Source organism: Bradyrhizobium sp. Mp19, assembly GCF_029952935.1.
Classification (GTDB): domain Bacteria; phylum Pseudomonadota; class Alphaproteobacteria; order Rhizobiales; family Xanthobacteraceae; genus Bradyrhizobium; species Bradyrhizobium elkanii.
Genome location: NZ_JASAUT010000072.1, coordinates 17,743 through 38,389, shown reverse-complemented (window position 1 = coordinate 38,389; position 20,647 = coordinate 17,743). Strand labels below are relative to the sequence as shown.

The following is a 20,647-nucleotide window of genomic DNA, read 5'->3' as shown; positions in this document are numbered from 1 at the left end:
CTTGCTCGCTTCATCTGTCCGTCCTTCGTCAGGCCGGACTCTAACTCCTTCTGGAGGAAATTCTCAGGGGCAGGTCAGCGGGCGGCCGGTGATCGGATCCGGTTCGTAGAGCTTGTCAAACCCGGCATAGGCGCGGCTTGCATGATCGTCGGAGCGGACTGACCGCTTCAGGTTTTCGATGCCGAAGAGTCGGTGAACGCCATGACGCAGTCATCACCTATGCCGTAACTCGGATGACGCCGTCTTCCGGGTCCATTCCATTCGCGACATCCAGAGCCAGTCCTCGTCTTCGCGGAGATCCTTCGCGACGCGCGATGGTGATGATCCGGACGACTTTCGCAATTGACAATCCTCGAAATGATTTTTTCCAATGCTTGTGCGTCCAATCGCAATATTCTTTCCGCTTTTCGTAATAAGCCTCTATTGTCCTCGCGAAGGCGCGTCGACAGCGGACTCTCGTTTCTCGCGACAATGCAGGGAAAACTATGGTAGGCCGATGTGCGCTTGCAGGTCACAATTACATCTGTGTCGGTCGCAATTGATTCCAGTGCGTCCTCCATTCTGTGCCGGCCGTCAGAGGCCATGATCAACATCGTCCCATCTCGCCGCAAAAGCGACAGGGCCACGGAAATCGACGCTCCGGAAAGTTGCATCAGGTCGCTACTTCGATCTGGATGAAAGTTATAGAAGATCGCGCCATGGTTTTCGTAAATGAAATGATAGCTCTCTTTTGGAAGGCTGATCTCTCGTGAGAACTGTCCTATGTACTGATTCCGCACGAATGGGGAACGACAGGAACTATAAAGGCGCAGAAAGCGCTTTTCGCGCGAATTTGGCTCCGTCATGTGCTCGTACATGTCATCCCAGCGAAATCTCAAATAGGGGTTGAGTGGCGTCAGGGAGATGGTGTCAATTTTTGTACCCGGTAACAGCCGATCTACGGCTGCACACGCAACACCGGCCCCTGGTCCCAGCTCCAAAAACCGGATATCCGGGCTGCTCCTGTATAGAGCAAGGATTTGCCTGGCGACGGATGAAAGTGGCCGTGCATTTGTGTACTTCAGCAGGAGGGGCGTTGCGTCGTCATGGCCAAGGTGGCTGTAGTCATCCGAAATGACAAACTGATTGGCGGTTTTCTTGCACGCATAATAGATAAGTCCATCCTGCTCAGCTTGTCGAATGCCCTGCCAATACCAGTTGCTTTGATCCGGTCCGGACGACATCTCCGCTGTTCCTGCAAAGGGGCTTTACATTGCGTGGGCATCAAGGAGCCAGCGCTCCAAGCGTCTCAACAGCCGTTCCTGGCAATGTTGGCGCGCGTGAAAAGGACGTGCCGGTTACACAATCGGCATTGCACCCGGGACTTGACTTTGCCACCAATCGAGGAAATCCGCTACCATTTTTGGAGTCCAGCGTGGCTCGCCGATCGGCATGCGTCCGCTGGCGACGGAGGCATGAACCTGCGTGGCGTAATAGAGAACACTTGCCTCGTCGTGCAAGTCTAGGACCTTCGGCCAATTTGCCGAAACGTGTTTCATGTGATCGACGTCCATGTCGGTGAAGTATGCCTTGATGGTGTCCCAAGTCACTGCCATCGGATCCTCCTGTCTTCGCTCATTGCCTCAAGCGCATGTGATCTTTCCCGCCGCGTTCGGTCGGCCAGGCCGCGAGGCCTATCTGGGTAACCGGACCGACTGGCTTTCTCCCGTTTTTCCGTCGACAGACATCCGGCAGATGTAGAGATCACCGCCCAGCTGCCTTCCCGTCTTGTCGGTGCCGTCCCATGCGACGGTATGCCTTCCAGCCTTCTGGCTTTCGCCGTCGACAAGTGTCCGCACGTGAAAGGCGAAATGATTCCATATGCCCACGAATACGCTCGCGGCATCTTGCGGGAGCACATAGGTGATTTCGACGGAACGACTGCTGAAGTTGGACGTGTGGGACAGGGCGAGGCCTGCGGGATGGGGGATGGAGACCCGCGCGGCCGCCACGACGCTGCGCGCGCTTGTAAACCTTGGCTCCGCTGCAATACCCCGTCGAAACGGGGTTGCCAAGCAGCCGATACCTGTTGATCTTGATCCTCGGATCGGTGGTCGGATTGCTCGGCACATTGTTTTGTGCGGTCCAGGAATTGCCCCCGTCAACGGTCAGGCTGTTGAAGAGACCCTCGAAGTTGTCGGCCCATCCGCCGACCCAGCCAGATTGCGCATCGATAAAGCCGACGCCCTCAAGGTCCATGTTGATGGATTGACCGGCGCTGTCGACGATCGGCAAACGCACCCAAGTCTCTCCGCCGTCCGTCGTCTTGAGAATGGCGGCCGTGGTGAAATTCTCCAGCGAAACAAACCCCGTCGTAACGTTCAGAAATTGAATCTTCCAACCCCATTCTCCGCAATCGAAACCAGCAACGCCCGCGGCCTTGTTGACCCATGTTGCGCCACCATCGATCGTCTTCAAAACCACCGGCTTCAGCTGCGAATATTGCGGATGTGTTTCGTAGCCGGGCTTGATCGCGGGGCACGACGAATCCTTTTTCCCGCCGACGATCCACCCAGTGTTCTCATCGAAAAAATACACGTCGATCAGGTTGTCGGCATACTGGCTGAGATCCGTGTGCGTCCAGGTCGCGCCGCCATCAGTGGTTTTGACCAACCCCGGGCCAGGGAGATTCGGATCGTTTGTTCCCGCTCCGTAGACGACTTTCTCGTTGACGACTGACATGCCGCAAATGCCGGCAGGTGAGCTTTCGGGCACGTTCATAATATTGTCCCAGGTTGCTCCACCATCCGTGGTTCGATGCAGCAGAATTTTCAGGAAGTCCTTGTTGCCTGCGTCGAAAGTCGTAACAGCTCCGACCCAGCCGACTTGCTCGCTTGCCCATCCCGTACAGCGCAGATATGGAAAGCCGCTGGTATTCGGATCGATGAACTTTTTAAGAGTCCAGGTTTGGCCACCGTCCACGGTTTGCCTAACTTCTCCGTTGCTGTTCACAAGCCAGTTTTTTTTTCGTCGAAGAACCAGATGTCGTCGGTCCGGGAATTAGCCACCGGTGAGTTCGTCGCCACCCACTTCCAATCCTTTGCTGTACTCATGGGACTGCTTCCTTTTCCAATTCGTACGCACGTCCAAGCCGCGAGCGCGGGTCTGGACAAAGGCTCAGTGGTACAGCGGCCGCATCGCGGCCCAGATGTGACTGAGACCGCCGCTGAAGCCATCTGAACCGGAGGGGGTGCCCAGCATGTTGCCGTTGTCATCGCTATGACAGTCGAAGCAGTTGCTGGGCTGGAAAAACATTTCCATCCTCGAGTTGGCCAGCTTCGGCGTGCCGACTTTCACGCCGTTGCTTGGCGGGCTTCCGCCCTTGACCCAGGTCACGCCCACGAGGAGGTAGTTCCGGCGCGCGTCGCCTGCGGCCAGCAGTCCCATTACATTCTGGTTGAGCGAAACGATGTCGGTGTTGTTGATTGTAAAGCTCGGATCGCTCGGACCGGTTCCCCAAGGGGCGGTCCGAACCACGTCGCTCGGACCGATCGTCTGGCCGGAGACCACGTTGAGTGTCGTACCGTTCGGCGCAATGCGCTGGTTGTTAGGATTGGCGGCCGCCGCGCCCGTCGACGAAAACAGCCAGCCGCCGGGTCCGTCGGGCGGCTGCGTGCCTACTCCGCCCGATGTCGTAGTGAATGTGTATTGCGGATTGGGCGCGTTGTTGACGTGCTCGAACGTCGCCCACAGCATCTCGGGATGACCGAGCGTGCTGCCGACAATATGAATGCCGACCAATGCCAGTCTGGCCCGCTTTGTTCCCGACTGCACCGACTGGGTGTTGTTGGGCTGGGTCAACGGGGGATTGTAGGTCGGAATCGTCGCGTCGATGGTGATGTAATCCCCCGCGTTGGCAAGGCCGGTCGTTTCGATCCAGGAGGACTTGATCTCGACGGCCATCGCTACGTTGTCCGAAAAGGCGGATTTCGTAAATGGCTCCGGTGCCTGTTGCGCGACGGTGGTGATCTGGTTGAGAGCGCCGCCCGTGGTCGGGAATGTCGACGGTACGGGATTGGTGATCTTGTTATCGTCCATTCCGGTGTTGAAATAGCCCCACACATCGTTCACCTGGAGCAGATAGAAGACGAGCGATCCGTTCTGCGCTATCAGCGCGCCGCCCCCGGCTTGGCTCTCTTCCGTTTCGATCACGGCGCCTGACGTCGTCACCAGCCGGGGACGGCCGTTCACCAGAACGGTCTCCGGGCGCAAGGCCAGGGGCGTGCCCTGGTCAGCCAGCGTGACCGACACGCTAGTCGGCCAGAGAAGTTCGCGCTAATCAACTACAAGAACTCGCAGGTGACGGAACCCGCCCCCCAGCCATCATCAGCTTTGATCGTCCGTAAGCTCTGCACCGTAGATGACAGTCCGAAGGTAAGGGCGCTCGCAAAACTCATCATCGCGCTCAGCGGCCCCTGCGATGGCAAGGGGCTTTTTAATCTTTGATCTTGCAAGCGACTTTACCGGTCAACTCGATGGAGAGGCGCCGCATGACAAGGGATTGGTGGGATGCATCCTTGCCATCCAAGTATGCGCGCTGGCGGTCGCGACAATGGACGGCCCCGCGGCAGGTGAATGCCCCGTGCGGATTGGGCCGGCGTGTCCGTCGTCAGATAATTTGAGACTGATCAGGCTTTTCGCGAAGAGAGGCTCCCGGTTTCTCTCGCTAGGTCTTGATCTATTTGGTGGGCGCACCAGACAGTCAGCGCTCTTGCTCCTTCACTCTTAGCCGGTCTTCATGACGCGCCTCGTCTTTGTCGGTTCGCGGTAGGTGGCGCTGTTGTACGGAATCTAGGACCGTCGCGCGTGCAAATGAACGACCGTTTTCGAGATGGTGCGCGATCCGCTCCTTGGCGAAGGCCATAATGCTCTGGCGAGCATTCTCATCGTTCGGCAGAGCGCGTTCCACAAGCTTGTTGATGACGACAAGCTGGGATTGAGCCGCGAGCACGTCGGAATCGCGCCCGGCCGCCGGACGGTCTGCACGACGCTCCCCCACCGTCACACTCCAAACGTTCCGCCACATCTGGCGCCGTTCAATGCCGGCGATTCCTGTGGCGGCGTCTATGGACTTGATCGCCCTGATGAAGGGTTCGACGCCATCCCTTCGCAGAGAGATGCGGTCGCCAGGCCTGGCGCCACTGTCTGCGACGTCAGTCACAACGCCGACGCCCCACACCTGATGGCGCCGGCCATCATCCAGTTCGATGGCTACATAGGTTGACGGTTCCGCGTCGGCGCGGTTGCGATACGGGCCAAAACCGACCTCCATCAGACGCCCGGAAATGCCCTTGTCGTAATCGAGCCTATCCGCCTGCAGTGACCTGTCGGAGGCCGAGTGAAACTCGACATCGTTGGTACGGGTGTGAGATCGATCTGAAGCGACTGGTCGGTCAGCGAGCGCCTGGCGATCAAGATCGTTTGGCTGATAGCCCTGCACCTCTAATCCGCGCTTGCTAGCCTCGAGCCACGCCTCGCGCCGGAACTCGACGGAACCTCTGACGTACAGTGCCTCCCACTGGCGATGCTGTGCCACGGTGACCATGTCCCGGATCACCCCGGCGGCTGCTATGCGGGTGACCAAGCGATCGTCAGTGGTCTTGAACGCAAGATACTCTTTCCGCTCATCAGCATAGAGCCGCGCTTCGCGGCTAGATCCATCCTTTTCGGATTCACTGGCCACCACGTAATATTTCCGACGGATACGGTCCGGAAACGCATTATCTGTTACTTCCGCGGATGAAGGCTTGTTGCGGGCTGTTGCTAAGGACTCGTCTTCGCCCTTTTCTCGGGCGGAAGCGCGGCCGGCGCGACGTTGCCGCTCCAGGCTGAATTCCTCGTCATGCCTGTCGTTCATGCTCACCCTTCCGCTTGCGGCCGGGCCTTCGCGCCGGCGGGATGGCTTGAGCGTCAATATAATTCAGAACCCAGGCCTTCATGTCGTCTTCGGAGAGACCTTCGAGGTCGACGTCCACGTCCCCAAAATCGAAACTGGCGCCGGCAGGTATCGTGGAGGGGTCTGCCACCTCCTCGTCGGTCATGGGCCGTGCTCGGAAAACCGCGCGCAGCTCGGCAATCTCGGAGCGCAGTTCCTTGATTTCGGCGTTGAGGAGCGCATTTGAGCGCTCTTTGTGCATCTGCGGGACAGGCGCCGGCAGCAATCGCTTCAGAAAAGACTTGTCCTCGTAATAGATGATCTTATCGGCGATGATGGGCGGAATGCCGGTGCCGAGGATGAAGGCCTTGGATTTCGGTAGGAGCTTGAGCTCTTGAGGCAGCATCAGGGCGCGACGATGTTCCGAAATCGTCTCGCTGATCGCGCGCATCGCCAGCCCCTTTGGTCCGCTACGGCTGCGCGCGTTCACCGTCTGATATCCGATGCGCTCGGAGAGCTCATTCGCCACGTCCTGCTCCTTCGGCGCAAACACGACTTCCACGGCGTGGTTGGTCATGAAGTTGCGCGCGCCATCGATACCGTAGATCGCGCGCAGCTGCGCCGGGGTCTGGACCACTGTGAGAAGGCGGATACCGTATCCGGCGATGAAAGCGACCGATTTTGCCAGCACATTGACATTGCCGAGTGCTGGAAATTCATCCAGCAAGAGCAGCACCTTGCGAGCGAGTTTGGGGTTTTGTTCGGGTAGCTCTCGGGTATTGAGGTCGACCACCTGTTGGAAAAACAGGTTCAGGAGCGGCGCCATACGGTCGAGATTGTCAGGTGTCACCCCGAGGTAGATGGAAATGGGGTTCTGCCTCAGCTGTCGTAGATCGAAATCATTGGTCGAGGTTGCGGCATCGATGCGTGGATTGAGCCAGAGGCCGAGCCGCGCCGTCACGGTCTTGCGGACCGAGTTCAACGTGTTCTCGGAGGCGGCAAGAAAATCGTTCAGCGCCGTGATGCAGTGCCGCGACAGCGGGGAAGGACCCGCCTTGCGGTCGGCGATGATCTTGTCGAAGTGGGCTTTGAGATCCTGTGTCGCCGAGAGCTGGCGCAGGATCTCGCCGATCGTCAAGGGCAAGCCCGGCGTTTCCGCGACATAGCCGCCGATGGCCACAAAGGACGAACGGGCCGCTTCGAACCAGAACGGATCCCCGCGGCTCTCGGCCGGAAACAGCATCACCGCGACGCGCTGTAGATCGTCATAGAGGTCGGCGGGATCGCTGCGCACATACCCCAGCGGATTGTAACGCGCAGTACGACCGTTCTCGTCGAGCGGATCGAACAGATGGACCTCCTGCCCGTGGGAGGCGCGGAAGCCGGCCGAGCGATCCCAGTTCTCCTTCTTCACATCCAGCGCAACAACCGAATCCGGCCAATTGAGCAAGTTCGGAATGACATAGCCTACCCCCTTCCCGGCGCGCGTTGGAGCATAGAGGAGAACATGTTCCGTTCCGCCGAAGCAGAGCATTTTCCCATCTTTGCGGCCGAGCAGGAGACCGTCCTTGGACCGCAGACCGGCGGTCTTGATCTCGCGCTCGGAAGCAAAACGGGCCTTGCCGTGAAGCGGTGGCGGACGGTGCCGAAGGATCGCGCCGAGTAGGCCGAAGACCACAATCAGACCAGAGAGAGTCGACAGCGTCAGCCAGCGGTCGAAGCGCGGGTCGGCGCCATAGCGCGGCCAGCCTGTGGCGATCTCCAACCAGTGAAAACCGCCATCGTGGAGCCTGAGCCCGAGCAGCAGAACGTTCGAGGCGACCAGCAGGAAGACTGCGCTGGCCCCGAGCGCCAGCGTCGTGCCGAGGGCGGCTTTAGCGGGCGTGGTCGCGTTTGCGAACGGGGTCATAGTAGATTTCCGAAATGCGATAGCGGCCGTTACGCTTTTGCATCTGGACCACTATGTCGACGAGATGCAGCAAGAGCGAACGAATGTCGTCGCGGTGGAGGTCACGTCCCTCGGCACTCTCTTTCACCAGCAAGGTCATTTGTTCGAAGGCAAGGCGAGCGCTGTCGGCGTGAACCGTCGTGATCGATCCTGGGTGCCCTGAATTCACGTTCCTCAGGTAAAAGAACGCGGTCCCGTCACGCAGCTCCTGCAGCAGGATGCGATCGGGCCGCATGCGCAGGGATGATTCAAGGAGCTCGCGAGGGCCGATCTTGGCCATACCCTGCCCGTCCTTGGCATAGAGCAGCCGGACCGAGTTCTGATGTGGGATGACGAGCTCGGCCGTGTCCTCAATGGTGAGCAGCCGCTCATGCGCCGGGATCGCCGCAATCAGCGCCTTGGACAGAGTCGTCTTGCCGGAACCCGTCGCCCCCGAGATCAGGATATTGCGGCGGGATCGCACCGCAAGCTCAAGGAACTCGCGCCATTGGCCGGCCTCCTTCAGCGCGAGCAATCGATGCTCGTTGGCGTCCAGCTCGCCACTCGCGGAGCGGACCTCATCGAACAGCTTTACCCGCTCAAGAGCGTCCAGGTTCATGGTCAGTGTCGAGGGCTTGCGGATTGTGAGGCTGATCGTGCCTGCAGGCACGGCGGGGGGCACGACGATCTGGCAGCGCTCTTCGCTAATCAGGCTGGTCGATACCACCGGGTATTCCGGTCCGATGTCCTGACGAGTGTGACTGGCAGCCGCAGTCGCAAGGTGGGAGAGATAGGTGTGCGTGAGGGCTGCGACTTCATGCCGGGTCCAACCGTTCGGCCCCTCCACGAAAAGTTCGCCCGGACGGTTGACAACGATTTCGGTGAGGGTGTTGTCCGCCAAGTACGGCGCCAGCGGCTCAAGGTAGCGCGCCAGCACCAGCCGCCCGCCATCGCGTTCGACGGATGCGACTGGTCTCATTTGGTCACCACAGCCGGGCCCACAATGCCTCCGGGGAGGGTGCGGTCGAGAATCTGGGTGCGGCTTTCGATCCGCTTGAGTTGGTAGACCGACGCGAAATCGAGGTCGCGCGCCACGAAGATATTCACGAGCTCACCCTGGTTCTTGTTCAACGTCGGCGGGATGTTGATGGACTGCTCGACCGCGATGCCGGCGGCGGTGTTTGTCGCACCAGCGGTGTTGTTGATTTGAATCGAGCCATCTTGCAATTGCTGGCGCCCGATGGAGGAGGCATCTCCAACGATCGACAGCAACAGCGCCGAACCGAAGCGCTCCCAGAAATGCGTGTCGACCTCGCCGTCGAAGCCGGCGCGGCCGAGCGCATCTGTGGCAGGCGAGGCCAGGGCCACGATCACTCCCGTCGGCGTCTTGGCGCGAGCCCAAAGCACAAACATCCGTTTGGAGCCGCGCCGGACATTGCCACGGTATTCGCCGACCATTTGGGTGCCTTTTTCCATGAGCACCACATTGCCGGAATCCGACATTACGTCGCGCAGCACGACGCAGGAGACGAAGCCCGCCACATCCGAGGACATCGCAGTCTCGAGCACACAAGGGATCGACGTGCCCTGGGTGACCAGAAGATTGCGATTGGGAAGCCGGGCCGCGCGCACGCCTTCGATCGGCGTGGGTTTCAACTTGTCCGCAAGCTCGTTGCGTGGCTCCGCCCGCCCAAAATCATAGGGATCGATGGGGACGTTTCCGGTCGCGCCGTTATGGGGCGGGCGCCCCGACGCGACCGGCCGGTTATAGGCGAGCACCGGTGCGCGCCGTGCGCTTTCAAGCATCTGGTCCGCGGCGGGCACGGCGGGTGCCGGCGTGGCAGCAACAGATGCGACCGGGATAGAGGCAGTCGTGATAGGCGCTGCCGGTGGTTCCTGGACGGGCTCGAAGGCCGCCGCCTGGCGGATCATGAGCTTGCGAGCGGAATCGCCAACCGGTTTATCGCTTTTCCAGGTCCCCCAGATGATCAGAAAGGCGAATGCGGTGAGCGCGAGCGCGCTGAAGCCGCGTTTGAGCATCGCGGTTCGACCGTTGTCCCCTCCCCCCACCGGCGTAATGCCGCGCTCGCCGACAAGCGTCTCATTCTCATACTCGGTCATGTTGCGCTCGCCTATCGTGCCTTTGGGGTTGGAGATGACCTCTTCGCCCGCCGCTCGACCAAGGGGCTCGTGGTGTTCGTGCCGGGATTGACCCCGACGGCGTCGAACGCTTCGTTGAAGATGCAGAGCACGATGTCGCCCTTGCGCAGCCGAAACTCCCGGGCAGTAGCGTGGACCACCACGAGCTCTCCGCGGACATCCTTCGGAACGAGGCTTTCGGAACCGTCCGAGTTGATCAGGTAGATCGCCGGGATCTCGCGATTGCCAGCGAATCGGAACGTGGTCTCTTTGCCGTCGTCGAAGACCGCTTCGGGTTCGAGGTCGATTGAGCCTTGGGCCGAAAAGCGCCAGTTGCGCGCGCCATAGGCATGATGCAGGTCGAAAGTCTGCTCGATCAGCGCGCCTTCCCGTTCGGCGCCCCGGGCAGCCGCCTCGATGCGCCGCCGCTCGATCTCGTCGCCGGGATAGGCAAAGCGGACGACGAAGTAGCTGTCCGCCAGCGTGGTCTCGGCAATCGACAATTCGAACTGATACGAGCGCTTGCGTCCGTCGGGCCGGGTGGTGACAACCTGCAGATTGGTCGGCGGATGTTTTTCGCGGGGCTTGAGGAATAGGATCGAACCCGCGGGTGCGACCTCCCATGCAATCGCGTCACCGATGGCGACATGAGCGATCTCCTCGTCATCGGCAAACACGACCTGGGTCGAGGCACGAATGACGCCGTTGAGGCGGACGACATTGGCCGGGTCATAAGTCACAGTGCGCACGCGCGCATCGTGTTGCCCCGGCGTCGGCTGCTGCAGCGCCAACACAGGTCCGGCAAATCCAAGGGCTAGAGTTGCCAAAAGCGCGAAACGTTTCATGGCACGACCTCCGGATCGGCGCGATATTCCGAAACCAAAAAGCCGAGCGGATTGATTAGGCGGTCGGCAGAGGACATCGGGGCGTTGGCGTAGGAGAAGGTCAGGGTCGAGACCCAATGGGTCACATGGGTCTCCTCGCCCTTGCGGGCCTCTTTCATGAACCGCACAGATGCGACATTATCGGCAAGCAGAGAAATCGCCTTGATCCGCACCGTCGCAACCCCAAAACGGCCCTGAACGACTTGCGGGCTTTCGGGATTGGAGCCGCGGTACCAGGCTGCGAAGCGGGCCTGTTCGCCCTGCCCCGAAAGCAGCGAGATCGTGCGAAAATTGGTTTCAGCTTCAGGATAGCTGTAGCCCTCACGCGCGCGCACGTAGCGTCCTAGGAAATACTTGGTGACGGCTTCGTCGTAGCGCGCCGGTGTCGAATTGAGAGCCGACACGGTATCGACAATGCCGGTGGCGTTATCGACCCGAATGACGAACGGCTCGACCGTCTTCAGCGGAGCCAGCGCTGCGACCGCTCCGACCGAGGCGACCGCCAATGCGCAGGCGCCCGCCGCAATTACCCAGGCTATTCGCCGCGAGCGATGGGCCGACAGCAGCAGATCCTGTTCCCAACGCCGCGCGTTCTCAAAATAGGCTTTCAGGTCATCGTGCCCGACCATCTCAGGCCTCCTTGCCGCACGCGCGGTAAGAGGCCTCAATGTCGGCCCACCGGCCGGACGCGGCGAGATGGGTCGAGGGCGTTGGCGGGCCGCTATCGCCCTTCCGGGTGATGGGAGCGGACGGCGAAGCCGACGGCTCGGGTGTCGTGGGTGGCCCGCCGGACTCCGAATCCCATAGCGAACGATTGAGCGGCCGCCGAGCCGTACCGTCACATGACGGCGGCCCCTTTGACCAGGTCCCGCAGCCACCAAGCTGCGATGCGATGACACAAATGATGAATAGTCGACGCCACATCGTTCTGATGCCCCTGTCGTTGTCTATCGCCCGATTGCCGGCGACTATTGTTGTTCAGGCCGCAGTGGTTCCCTGCGATCGGGTACGCCGCATACTGCCACCCTGTCGGCCGGCTCTTATCGCGGCGAGACCCTGGCTGGCCGACCAGCGGGCGCCGGCATAGGCACCTCCGGCGGTCGCCGTGGCATTGGCAATCAGTGGGCTTGTGACCAGCCGGCTCGCGAGCGACGCGCCGCCGCCGGCGAGACCGCCTGCGATGATCGGTAGCTGAAGTGCGATGTATCCGGACAGACCGAGCACGGCACTTATGGCGACAGCGGCCACTACCATCTCGCCCGCCGTTCCTGCGTTGGCTCCAAACCTGTCGATGAAGCCGCTGACAGTGGACAGCATCAACCCGACCAGCGCGACAACCAGGACCAGCAGGATCACGAAGTTCGCGAGCTGCCGAAGCCAGGCTTCTGTAAACGGGCGCGTTGCCTCAAATAGTCCCAGCGCAATAAAGATCGGGCCGAGTGCGATGACGACGCCTAGACCAACCTTGGCATAGAGCAGGATAGCGAACTGTAAGAAAGAACCAACTGCCACAAAAACGAGAAGAATGCCCGCAATCAGTGCCGGCGCCACATCGGTGATTCCCGCTTGATCGTAGATCTTATTGGCGACGTCGATTCCTTTGGAGAGAAGTTGATCGAAGGGAGCTCCCGAACTGGTATTCAGTCCTGAGCCCGCTAACGCGTTGCCGATTTCTTTCGGCAACGAGTCGAAGAACAGACTCGTAACGTATTGCTGAAACGCGCTGGAGTTGGTCGCCAGCAACACCACGACCACGATCCGCATCGCCCGCCAGGCGAATTCCATGATCGGCTCGGAGATCGCGCCGCGCATCACGGCAAAGCCATATAGAATGACGTAGAGCATCACGGCGGTGCGAAGTGGACCGTCGATGTAGGTGGCGAGATTCGAGACCGACGTCGACACGAAGGCCGTGATCGGTTGCTCGAACTCCTTCAGGAAGCTGTCGAAGATGTTTACGGCCATCGTGGCGGTCCTTACTTCAGAGCGTCCTTCATCTCTTTGACGAAGGCCTTCTTGCGGGCTTCATTGGCATTGATGCAGTCGGGTCGTTTCCCGCGCTCGCCCGGATTGTTGCGGCACTCTTTGAGAGCCTCCGCAAGTTCATCGCGATGATCGAGGAACCAGCCGACAGTTTTGACCTGTTGCCCCTCGTTGGCGTCGTTGCAGCCCGTAAGAGCCGCAGCGGCTACGGTGAGGAAAGCAATGGCAAGCCTCGTGTTCATTGCAGAGCCGCCTTCATTTCATCGACCAGTTGTCGCCGTCTCTCCCGCTCCCGCTGGCCATCCATGTCCGCCCGGGCCTGCTGGATCATGGCCAAACCCTGCATTCGGAGCACGTCGTTCTGTAGCAGCGCCTGCTCCGCCTGCAGCCGCGCTGACAGATCTAGAACCTCCTTGGCGTCGGTCGCTGAGCTGATGCGAGCTCTGAGCTCCTCGAGTGCATCGATGCGCTGGGAGGCCGTGTCGTATATCGCCTGACCCATGGAGTGCTTGGCTCCAGTCTGCCGGGCGATCCGATCGAGCTCGCTCTGGTAATAGGAGTTGCCGCTGTTGCCGGCGTACGCGCGGTTCTGCGAAAGATAATGGTTGATGGCGTCGGCGAAGTTACCGCCACCCTGCCCCGCGACGAGACGTTCGATGTCCGCGAACTGTTGGGGCAGCACTTTTCGGAACTGGGGCGTGTTCAGGAGCGCGCCGATGTCGTTGGCATTGGTCCGCTTGTTGAAACTGTCATAGAGTTGCTTGGCCTGGCTCAATTGATCCTGTGCGACCTTGAGCTGCGACGTCAGGGTATCGACCTGCTTCTTCAATTCTGTCAGTTGCTCAAACTGCCTTGCATATACGCTTGGGTCGAATACAATCTCAGCCCGTGCGGGCGGGATCATCAGCAGGGTCATGACTGAAAGAGAGGCGAAAACCGCCGGCATACGCTGAGTGATCATTGGGCTTTCCTCCGCTCGGCGTGAAACACCGGCAGCCACTGCGCAGGGTCGTCACCGACCTGGTTGCGAATGCGATCGAGCAGTTCGACGGTTTCCGTCCGTCCCGACAAGACGGCGAGCGCGTCGTCGAAACCATTGAGATCAAGTTCGGCCACCACCGAGTTGTGGCCTTGCTTAACCAGGAAGCGCCGACTTTCAGGGGCGAGCTCCTCCTTGATCAGCCGGAATTCCGTGTCGGTCAGATGGAAGCCGTCGACATAATCCGAGAGCGTGCCCCGTGCGTTCGGCAGGAAGATTTGGGTTGGGCATTGTTCGACGATGGTGTGCGCGATCGGCGAGGCCAGCGCGTCGCGTGGCGACTGCGTGCCAAACACCATGACACCGTTCTGCTTGCGGATGGTCTTCAGCTTGTTGTTGGCGAGATCCCGGAACGCCTCGTCCCCCAGCGCCTTCCAGAATTCGTCGATGTCGATGATTAGGCGTCGGCCGTCGATCAGCCGCTCGACGCGGTGAAATAGATACATCATGAGTGGCGTGCGAACGGTGGGGTGGTCCAGGAGATCGGTCATGTCAAAACCAATGAACCGGGCTTCCAGGCCAATCGCGTCCTCTTCGCCATCCAGCACCCAGCCGAAAGGCGCGCCCCGGCACCATCGCTCGAGCCGTGCACCGATGCCCTCGCGGTCCTGCTGGCCGAGAAAAGTCCGCAGCGTCCCGAACGAACGTTCCGCTTGCCGCAGCTGACCGAGCGCTCGCAATCCGGAATCGATCCGTTCCTCCTCGACAACCGTCAGCGGGCGGTCATCCGGTGTAACGAGTTTGCGGACCAGTTCGCCCAGGAAAGAAAGGTTTGTTGGCGTCAGCTCGAGCGCCCTAAGCGGTGCGCAGCCGGTCGGCATGCCGTTGCGCAAGGTCAGATAGGTGCCGCCGGCGGCGCGCACGAAGATCTCAGCACCCCGGTCCTTGTCGAAGAAAACGTAAGAGGCCCCTAACCGCTCGGCCTGCGAGAGCAGGAAGTTCTGCACGACGGTTTTTCCGGACCCCGATGGGCCGCAGATGAAGGTGTTGCCGAGGTCGCCATGATGGAAGGAGAAATAGTAGGGCGAGCCCGACGCCGTCTTGAGCATCGCCACCGCCGGTCCCCAGTGGTTGCCTGCAGGTTGCCCGGTGGGATAGGTGTGAAAGGAAGAGAGCGCCGCGAAGTTCCGCGAGTTAATCGCGCCAGTGCGCGCCCGGTATTTGAACAGCCCAGGAAGCTGCGCCCAATAGGCAGCTTCAAGTCCAAGATCTTCCCGGGCGACAACCGCTCCCGCATCGGCCAGCGCGCGCCGTGCGACGCTCATTTGTCCCTGCAGCTGCGAAGGCGTGTCGGCGTAGACCAGGAGCGAGAGGTGATGATCTCCAAGCGCAAATCGGTTGGATTCGAGATCGTCGAGGGCGTCAGAGAGCTCGTCGATCTGCGAAGCGGCCGGATCCTGAGCCGAAACCAGCTGATTCTGCTTGCGTGTTAGGACCGTCTTGGCGTCGGCTTTCGCCAAAAACGCGAACGATTGCGCAACAACGAGCTCAAAAGGCGCCGAGAGTAGCGCGTTCAACAGGCCAGGCCGGGTGGACGCCGGATATTCCTTGAGTCCGAATATGCCAGCGAACCGCGATCCGCCGGCCGCCCGAATTTCGAGGGTCTCTCGGCCGAAGATGACTCGATTTGAGTAGAGTGCGGGACCGATCGGCCCCTGCGGCAACGGCATCGGCATCCATTCGCCGGAGGCGAGCGCATGGAGCAGCTCCATCGGTTCTGAGAAGATGATGCCGTCGCGCTCAGCCACTCCGACCGCACGGGCGCCGTAACGGTCGAGTGCCGCGATAACATCTCGCGTGGCATCGTTAAGCCGCTTCAGGGCCTCGCCGTCGACTTCGACGGAGTGTCCGGCGCTTTGGCGAAGCCGCCTGAAGAACGCGGCCGCCTTATCCGTCGCCGCGCGACCGGGATGACAAACCAGTGTCAGATAAAGGTCGTTGCGAAACAGCGCCTCTTTCTGAAGGCGTTCGTGATATTGTGCGTCGAGTCCAGCCGCAAAAGCTGACCGGAAGGTACCGTCCGGATAGACCGACGTTCGGCGGCGCACCAGGTGGGTCCAGAGTGCGAGGCGCGGGTCTGCGACATTGCGCAGGGTGAGATTCAGCTTGCCGTGAAGATTGTTCAGATCCGAGGTCTCGGCAGTCTCGAACGAGGTCCCCTCGATCCGGATCACCGTGAGCAGGGCTCGTGTGGTAAGACTGATCACTGTATCGGTGACATGCCGGCCAAACGGCAGGTAGACGTTGGGCTCGATCTCCCGGGTTTTAAGCGTGGCGTTACGCATAACCGAGGTCCCTGGTTCGATATCGCCTGACGAGTTTGAGCGGCGTGCAGGACGATCCACCCCAGAACGTGGCGTTGCGTGCGCGTCCTCGCGTTTCGATCCAGGCCAGAAGAATTCGGAACATGTTAGGGTCGTGCCGGCAGATGATGCGGCAAAGACCGTGGATCGGAATTGCAACCAGGCCGTAGACGATGCTTCCGGCCACCAGAAACAGGATGCAGGAAAACATCACGTTGAGCGCCATAGCTTCCATAGTGACACCGGCAATCATGGCTGGACGCGTGCAGGCGAGGAACAAGGTGTCCTCCGTGAGACGCGCGGCCTCGGCCATCAATGACCTCCAGTCAAGATTGAGACCACCTCTGAGGCACCGAACGTGATGGCGACACCGAGGACGACATAGGCGGCCTTGCGCAGATCGAGGTAGCCAAACATCCAGGCGATGCCGACGATGATGACCGCCAGCGTCGCCAGCAGGCGCGCAACGTTGCCCGTCAACATGTTGACGATGTTCTGCAGCACGCCCTCAATGTTCGCGGTCTGCGCCAGCGCCGGCTCTACCAAGGCGATGCTGAGAACGGCCCCCATGCAAAGCAGGGCGGCGGAGTGTTTAAGAGAAGAAGTCATGACACTGCTCCGGTTGGCATTGCAGCCGGACCCTAGGTCGGACCGCGTATTGAGTGGAGATGGAGAATGGCGATCCCTATCGGTCATAGACGAAGGCTGATGTGCCCCGTCCCGAGCGATAGACGTCCCAGCGAGGATGCTCGCTGACCAACGGTGAAGGTGGATTGATCGGCGACACATCGCTGGTGGAACGCTTAGTGTCGGCGGACGCGGTTGGCTGGATGTGAGGCTCGGCCGTTTGGCTGGGAGTCCTCGCCGCGAAGCTTGCGACAACGCGGGCAACAGCCTGGTCGCGGTCTGAGCTTTTGATGCTGACCGCTTTCAGTCGCGCGCCAAACAATCTGCCAAGGCCAGCGATATGCTGACACGCGTCGAATGTCGTCGCAGGCGTCAGCCCGGCCTGCCTTGTTTCCGCGGGGTCAAGTTGGGCAAGACCAGTTCGAACCCGCTGGCCCGTGGCGATGGCCTCAGTCGTGAGCTGAATGGCTTCCCCGCGGTCGCTCGCCAGGATCGGAACCGGCTTCCGCCCCTCAATTGTGATGAGCAGCGGCTCGAACGCGCTCGCCTGCCGCACAATCGCCGTCAGCGGCCGCACCAGGTCCGGTGTTGGAGCGCACTGCTCGACCAGAGCAGCAAATGCCGCAGGATCCATTGTTGATCGCCTTCTTGTCAGGAGCTGATGACGTTCGACGCTATGCCGCGAAGGGCAGGCGTGACGGCGCGCCAATGACAGGTCCGGAAATCTTCCCGACCGCTCGGATCGCACCGAGAGCGTCATTGGTGATCGGCAATAGTCCAGCCACGGCTTTGGTCGCCCCGATTTGTCGGGGTGTCCCGAGACGATCGAGATGCCATCCGGCTCGGCGCAGGATTCGCTCCATGCGCAGATCAGTGACGGTTGCGATCGTCTGAAGGTCGCGCTGCTGACCCCATTCAATCATGGCCGCAAAGAGCAGGAACGTCGCTTCGCGCAGTCCGTTCTCTGCTGTCGCCGTGACGTTCTTAGTGTCAACGCAGAAACGCGAGCTCTCCCAGATCCCGGTGGCTTTCGGCGCGGCGTGACCATCCAGCAACACTGGGAACGTATCCGCGAGCATGTTGGGCCCGGTGGTGGGCAGCAGGCGAACAGAGCCGACAACCTTGCCCTGGTCGAGCGCTAAGAGGTAAATCGGGCTATGTGTGTCGTACTGATCGATCTCCAATCCGTCAGAGATGGAGACGTCCCAGTTGAGCCGCTCCTTGAAGACGCGCCCTCGAAGACGATGCATTCCCATCGCCAGTTCGAAATCACGCAGGAGCGCCGCACGGGTGCGAACAATGACCTTCATTCTTAACCTCAAGCTTACGAATCACAGCTTCGAGATCAGAAAAGCAGCCGTTGTCACGGCGTTGCGCTGTCGGTTCTGACAGGGCGTCGTAGAACTGTGGGGGCCGCGACCAATAATCGCAGCGCGCGATCGTCGCGCGCCGTCTCGGAAAAGGTAGCGACGAAGACGCGGAGATTCGACGGGACAAGAATGAAATTTCTCGTGTTCCGTAGACAGAGAAAAATCGTCGGGTAGAACGCCGCAATCCGAGGCGGTTTCATCTCTCTATGTTCGCGGTTGCAGTTGCTGCTTGAAAGCGGCGCTCAGACGAGTCTGATTTTCGAGTCTGTCAGGACACAGGTTTAGAATTGTTCTTGCCGCAAAGCTGCCGCAACGTGTCAATAGAGGCCATGCACGTACAGCGCGAATCGTTAAAAGACTCGCGTTTGGGGCCAGGAAGCAACTGAAGTGGTGCAATGAAAGATGTTAAACGAGCATGCGATGAGTTTGTCGATTGTCTTCACTCTGCGCATACGGAAGATGATTTTCGGCGTATCGCGGAACGAACAGCGCATGCATTGGGCTTCCGTTGGTTCGCCTATCTTGGCCAACGTGCCAATGGCCCCAATCTGATCTCATCTTATCCGAAGAGTTGGACCAGCCACTATTTTCGCGAAGGATACCACAACATCGATCCCGTTCTTCAGGAACCGCGAACGTCAAGTCGGATGATTCATTGGGACGGACGCGGCGCACGAAGTGCACGTTCGGCGAAAGAGCGCCGTCTGTTTGACGACGCTCTCAGCTTCAAGATCAGGACCGGCCTGACCATTCGCATTCCCTCCAGCCAAAACCAGTTTGCGGCGTTCACCTTGGCGGCGGACGACCGCAGCTTTGGCCTCGATCGTTTCATCGAGACCTCTCAAGACATGTTGGAAATGGTGGGTCTCACCTACCATGCACATGTGAGTGCCAAGGTCGGACGCACGTCGGCAGGCGGCGGGATGGGCAACCCACTCACACAGCGCGAGCGGCAGTGTCTCGCATGGATCTCCGATGGCAAGACGATGCAGGATATTGCGGAGCTTCTTGACGTTACACCGCGAGGCGTGAAGTTTCATCTGGACAATGCCAGGCGAAATCTTGCCGCTTTAACCTTACCCCATGCCGTGGCTCTCGCGTTTCGGCAGGGGTTGCTCCCGTAATACGCAAAACAGCCATCGGCCTCTAAGATGTGCTCAAGATCGATCGTTCGAGCAGGTTGGGAGACTGGGCGGTTGCACTCAGGGCGCAGGACTCTTTTGTACATAACCACGGCGTGTTTTGCGGACGAGCCAAGCCTCGAGCTCCTCGACGGCCTGGACTCTCCCGGCAAACAGATCCATCCGCCGACGGCCGCGTTGGCCGAGACGTCCCCATTCGCGCACCAGCGCGGTATCACCGAACAGGGTCGGTTCGATCGTAAGTACATAGAACCTGGCCATATTGCGGGCCGGATCGCAACGTTGGAGCACGAGGTATGGCACCGTGAGTTCGGACATGCGAAAGAATCGCAGTTGTCGAAACCGCCGTCCAATTAAGTTATCGAATCGATCAGACCAATCGATTCAGAATTTAAATACCGGTGACCAAAGCGATTGAGGGTGCTCAACGAGTGGTCTCCGGAATAGATTGGCTGTTGTGCGCCTCTGAGTGCGAAGAAGGTGGGCGTCGCCCTGCGGGCCGGGCTGGAGGCTGCGCTGAAGCCCCGCGAGCGGGTCTTCCCCCTTACGGGCTGCCATCCCTGACGCGAAACGGCCGGAGTCGCCGAACGAGACAACTGCCGAGTCTTCGGAAGCTCCGGCGTATTCGGGTAGGACCTTTCGCGGAGCAACCTTCCGGTGGGCAAATCCACTTTCGCTCCCGACAAAAGGACGGCGGCTGTTCTCGCTGTCAATCAGACCAACACTGCATCCACTGGACGAAAGATGTGCACCCTGGCTCGCCATGCCTTTCGGTGATGGAGCAACCCCGCTCTCGAATGGGCTTTCCTTGGTTCGGTTGCGGCCTTCCACGATCAACCCGCAAGGGGTTCGCTACGCAAGCGTGCGACCTCTTCGGCTTCGCCTACGAGGTGACCGCAGCCGCCCCCGAACACGTCGGCGCCTGTCGAGCGGGGATGGTCCCCGCCGCAAGACGGGAGCTTTCAATGTCGCACAATCTCACCCTCGCTCAGAACCACGCTTTCGATCTGGCCCGCACGCTGATGGTACCGGTCATCCTTTTCGAGGCTGAGAGCGAATTCGGCGTGATGGTTTCCAGCGAATACGACGGCGATCAGGACGCCATCGTCCATGAATACGACCCCTGGTCCCCGGCTCATTGAGCCGGGTGACCGGCTGCCGCTGGCGCCATGCCGGCTGCAAGGGAAGCTTCGCCGCGCCCAGCTATCTGACAAACTCGACAGCTTGTGCGCGCGCCCTTGCATTCGGCAGGCTTCGCGGCCGGTCGGTGATGTGCCGCAAGGCTAGGAACAAGTGAGACCAACAGAAGGAGGGCCGGA

21 protein-coding genes are annotated in these 20,647 nt (G+C 60.2%); 2 read left to right on the top strand and 19 right to left on the bottom strand.

Annotated elements, in window-relative coordinates; genetic code table 11:
* Positions 1–167: 167 nt before the first annotated feature.
* From QJT82_RS40085 to QJT82_RS40000, 18 genes are all read right to left on the bottom strand, one after another.
* Positions 168–1,223, bottom strand: coding sequence for a hypothetical protein (locus QJT82_RS40085; RefSeq protein ID WP_157788165.1), 1,056 nt, complete (start codon positions 1,221–1,223; stop codon positions 168–170).
* Between the two features lie 114 nt (positions 1,224–1,337).
* Complete coding sequence (locus QJT82_RS40080) at positions 1,338–1,595, bottom strand: hypothetical protein (protein ID WP_016846659.1); 258 nt, start codon at positions 1,593–1,595, stop codon at positions 1,338–1,340.
* A 148-nt stretch (positions 1,596–1,743) separates the two neighbouring features.
* A complete protein-coding gene (locus tag QJT82_RS40075; RefSeq protein WP_244436039.1) occupies positions 1,744–2,961 on the bottom strand; it encodes a hypothetical protein in 1,218 nt (405 codons plus the stop codon).
* 195 nt (positions 2,962–3,156) lie between these two features.
* Positions 3,157–4,290: a hypothetical protein gene (locus QJT82_RS40070; RefSeq protein ID WP_016846658.1), complete on the bottom strand. Its 1,134-nt coding sequence runs from the start codon at positions 4,288–4,290 to the stop codon at positions 3,157–3,159.
* Between the two features lie 451 nt (positions 4,291–4,741).
* Positions 4,742–5,896 (bottom strand): LPD7 domain-containing protein, encoded by a 1,155-nt coding sequence (locus QJT82_RS40065; RefSeq protein WP_038388352.1) that lies wholly within the window; start codon positions 5,894–5,896, stop codon positions 4,742–4,744.
* Complete coding sequence (locus tag QJT82_RS40060) at positions 5,880–7,823, bottom strand: type IV secretory system conjugative DNA transfer family protein (protein WP_016846656.1); 1,944 nt, start codon at positions 7,821–7,823, stop codon at positions 5,880–5,882. Before QJT82_RS40060 ends, QJT82_RS40065 begins: the two co-directional genes overlap by 17 nt.
* Positions 7,789–8,820 carry a P-type DNA transfer ATPase VirB11 gene (gene virB11 / locus QJT82_RS40055; protein ID WP_051003324.1) on the bottom strand — a complete coding sequence of 344 codons (1,032 nt, stop codon included), beginning with the start codon at positions 8,818–8,820 and terminating at the stop codon, positions 7,789–7,791. Before virB11 ends, QJT82_RS40060 begins: the two co-directional genes overlap by 35 nt.
* Positions 8,817–9,962 (bottom strand): type IV secretion system protein VirB10, encoded by a 1,146-nt coding sequence (gene virB10, locus QJT82_RS40050; RefSeq protein ID WP_016846653.1) that lies wholly within the window; start codon positions 9,960–9,962, stop codon positions 8,817–8,819. The genes virB11 and virB10 overlap by 4 nt, the downstream gene beginning before the upstream one ends.
* An 11-nt stretch (positions 9,963–9,973) precedes the next feature.
* Positions 9,974–10,825 (bottom strand): P-type conjugative transfer protein VirB9, encoded by an 852-nt coding sequence (virB9, locus tag QJT82_RS40045; RefSeq protein ID WP_038376374.1) that lies wholly within the window; start codon positions 10,823–10,825, stop codon positions 9,974–9,976.
* A complete protein-coding gene (locus tag QJT82_RS40040; protein WP_038388348.1) occupies positions 10,822–11,493 on the bottom strand; it encodes a virB8 family protein in 672 nt (223 codons plus the stop codon). Before QJT82_RS40040 ends, virB9 begins: the two co-directional genes overlap by 4 nt.
* A 349-nt stretch (positions 11,494–11,842) precedes the next feature.
* On the bottom strand, positions 11,843–12,829 hold the full coding sequence (locus QJT82_RS40035) for a type IV secretion system protein (protein ID WP_038388349.1): 987 nt from the start codon (positions 12,827–12,829) through the stop codon (positions 11,843–11,845).
* An 11-nt stretch (positions 12,830–12,840) separates the two neighbouring features.
* On the bottom strand, positions 12,841–13,089 hold the full coding sequence (locus QJT82_RS40030; protein WP_016846649.1) for an EexN family lipoprotein: 249 nt from the start codon (positions 13,087–13,089) through the stop codon (positions 12,841–12,843).
* Positions 13,086–13,808 carry a P-type DNA transfer protein VirB5 gene (gene virB5 / locus QJT82_RS40025; protein WP_016846648.1) on the bottom strand — a complete coding sequence of 241 codons (723 nt, stop codon included), beginning with the start codon at positions 13,806–13,808 and terminating at the stop codon, positions 13,086–13,088. The genes QJT82_RS40030 and virB5 overlap by 4 nt, the downstream gene beginning before the upstream one ends.
* Positions 13,805–16,171, bottom strand: a complete 2,367-nt coding sequence (locus QJT82_RS40020; protein WP_038388350.1) for a VirB4 family type IV secretion/conjugal transfer ATPase — start codon at positions 16,169–16,171, stop codon at positions 13,805–13,807. Before QJT82_RS40020 ends, virB5 begins: the two co-directional genes overlap by 4 nt.
* Positions 16,164–16,502 carry a type IV secretion system protein VirB3 gene (locus tag QJT82_RS40015; RefSeq protein WP_016846645.1) on the bottom strand — a complete coding sequence of 113 codons (339 nt, stop codon included), beginning with the start codon at positions 16,500–16,502 and terminating at the stop codon, positions 16,164–16,166. The genes QJT82_RS40020 and QJT82_RS40015 overlap by 8 nt, the downstream gene beginning before the upstream one ends.
* Entirely contained in the window at positions 16,502–16,798 is a 297-nt protein-coding gene (locus tag QJT82_RS40010) for a TrbC/VirB2 family protein (RefSeq protein ID WP_038376373.1), read from the bottom strand. Before QJT82_RS40010 ends, QJT82_RS40015 begins: the two co-directional genes overlap by 1 nt.
* Before the next feature lie 76 nt (positions 16,799–16,874).
* Positions 16,875–17,450 carry a hypothetical protein gene (locus QJT82_RS40005; RefSeq protein ID WP_016846643.1) on the bottom strand — a complete coding sequence of 192 codons (576 nt, stop codon included), beginning with the start codon at positions 17,448–17,450 and terminating at the stop codon, positions 16,875–16,877.
* A 40-nt stretch (positions 17,451–17,490) separates the two neighbouring features.
* Positions 17,491–18,126: an acyl-homoserine-lactone synthase gene (locus QJT82_RS40000; RefSeq protein ID WP_016846642.1), complete on the bottom strand. Its 636-nt coding sequence runs from the start codon at positions 18,124–18,126 to the stop codon at positions 17,491–17,493.
* 455 nt (positions 18,127–18,581) lie between these two features.
* Here QJT82_RS40000 and QJT82_RS39995 point away from each other — a divergent pair, with 455 nt between their 5' ends.
* Positions 18,582–19,310, top strand: a complete 729-nt coding sequence (locus QJT82_RS39995; protein ID WP_038376372.1) for a LuxR family transcriptional regulator — start codon at positions 18,582–18,584, stop codon at positions 19,308–19,310.
* 78 nt (positions 19,311–19,388) lie between these two features.
* On the opposite strand, the gene QJT82_RS39990 is transcribed toward QJT82_RS39995, so the two are convergent.
* Positions 19,389–19,646, bottom strand: coding sequence for a WGR domain-containing protein (locus QJT82_RS39990; RefSeq protein WP_075968524.1), 258 nt, complete (start codon positions 19,644–19,646; stop codon positions 19,389–19,391).
* 647 nt (positions 19,647–20,293) lie between these two features.
* Here QJT82_RS39990 and QJT82_RS39985 point away from each other — a divergent pair.
* Entirely contained in the window at positions 20,294–20,470 is a 177-nt protein-coding gene (locus QJT82_RS39985) for a hypothetical protein (RefSeq protein ID WP_038376370.1), read from the top strand.
* The last annotated feature ends 177 nt before the right edge of the window (positions 20,471–20,647 follow it).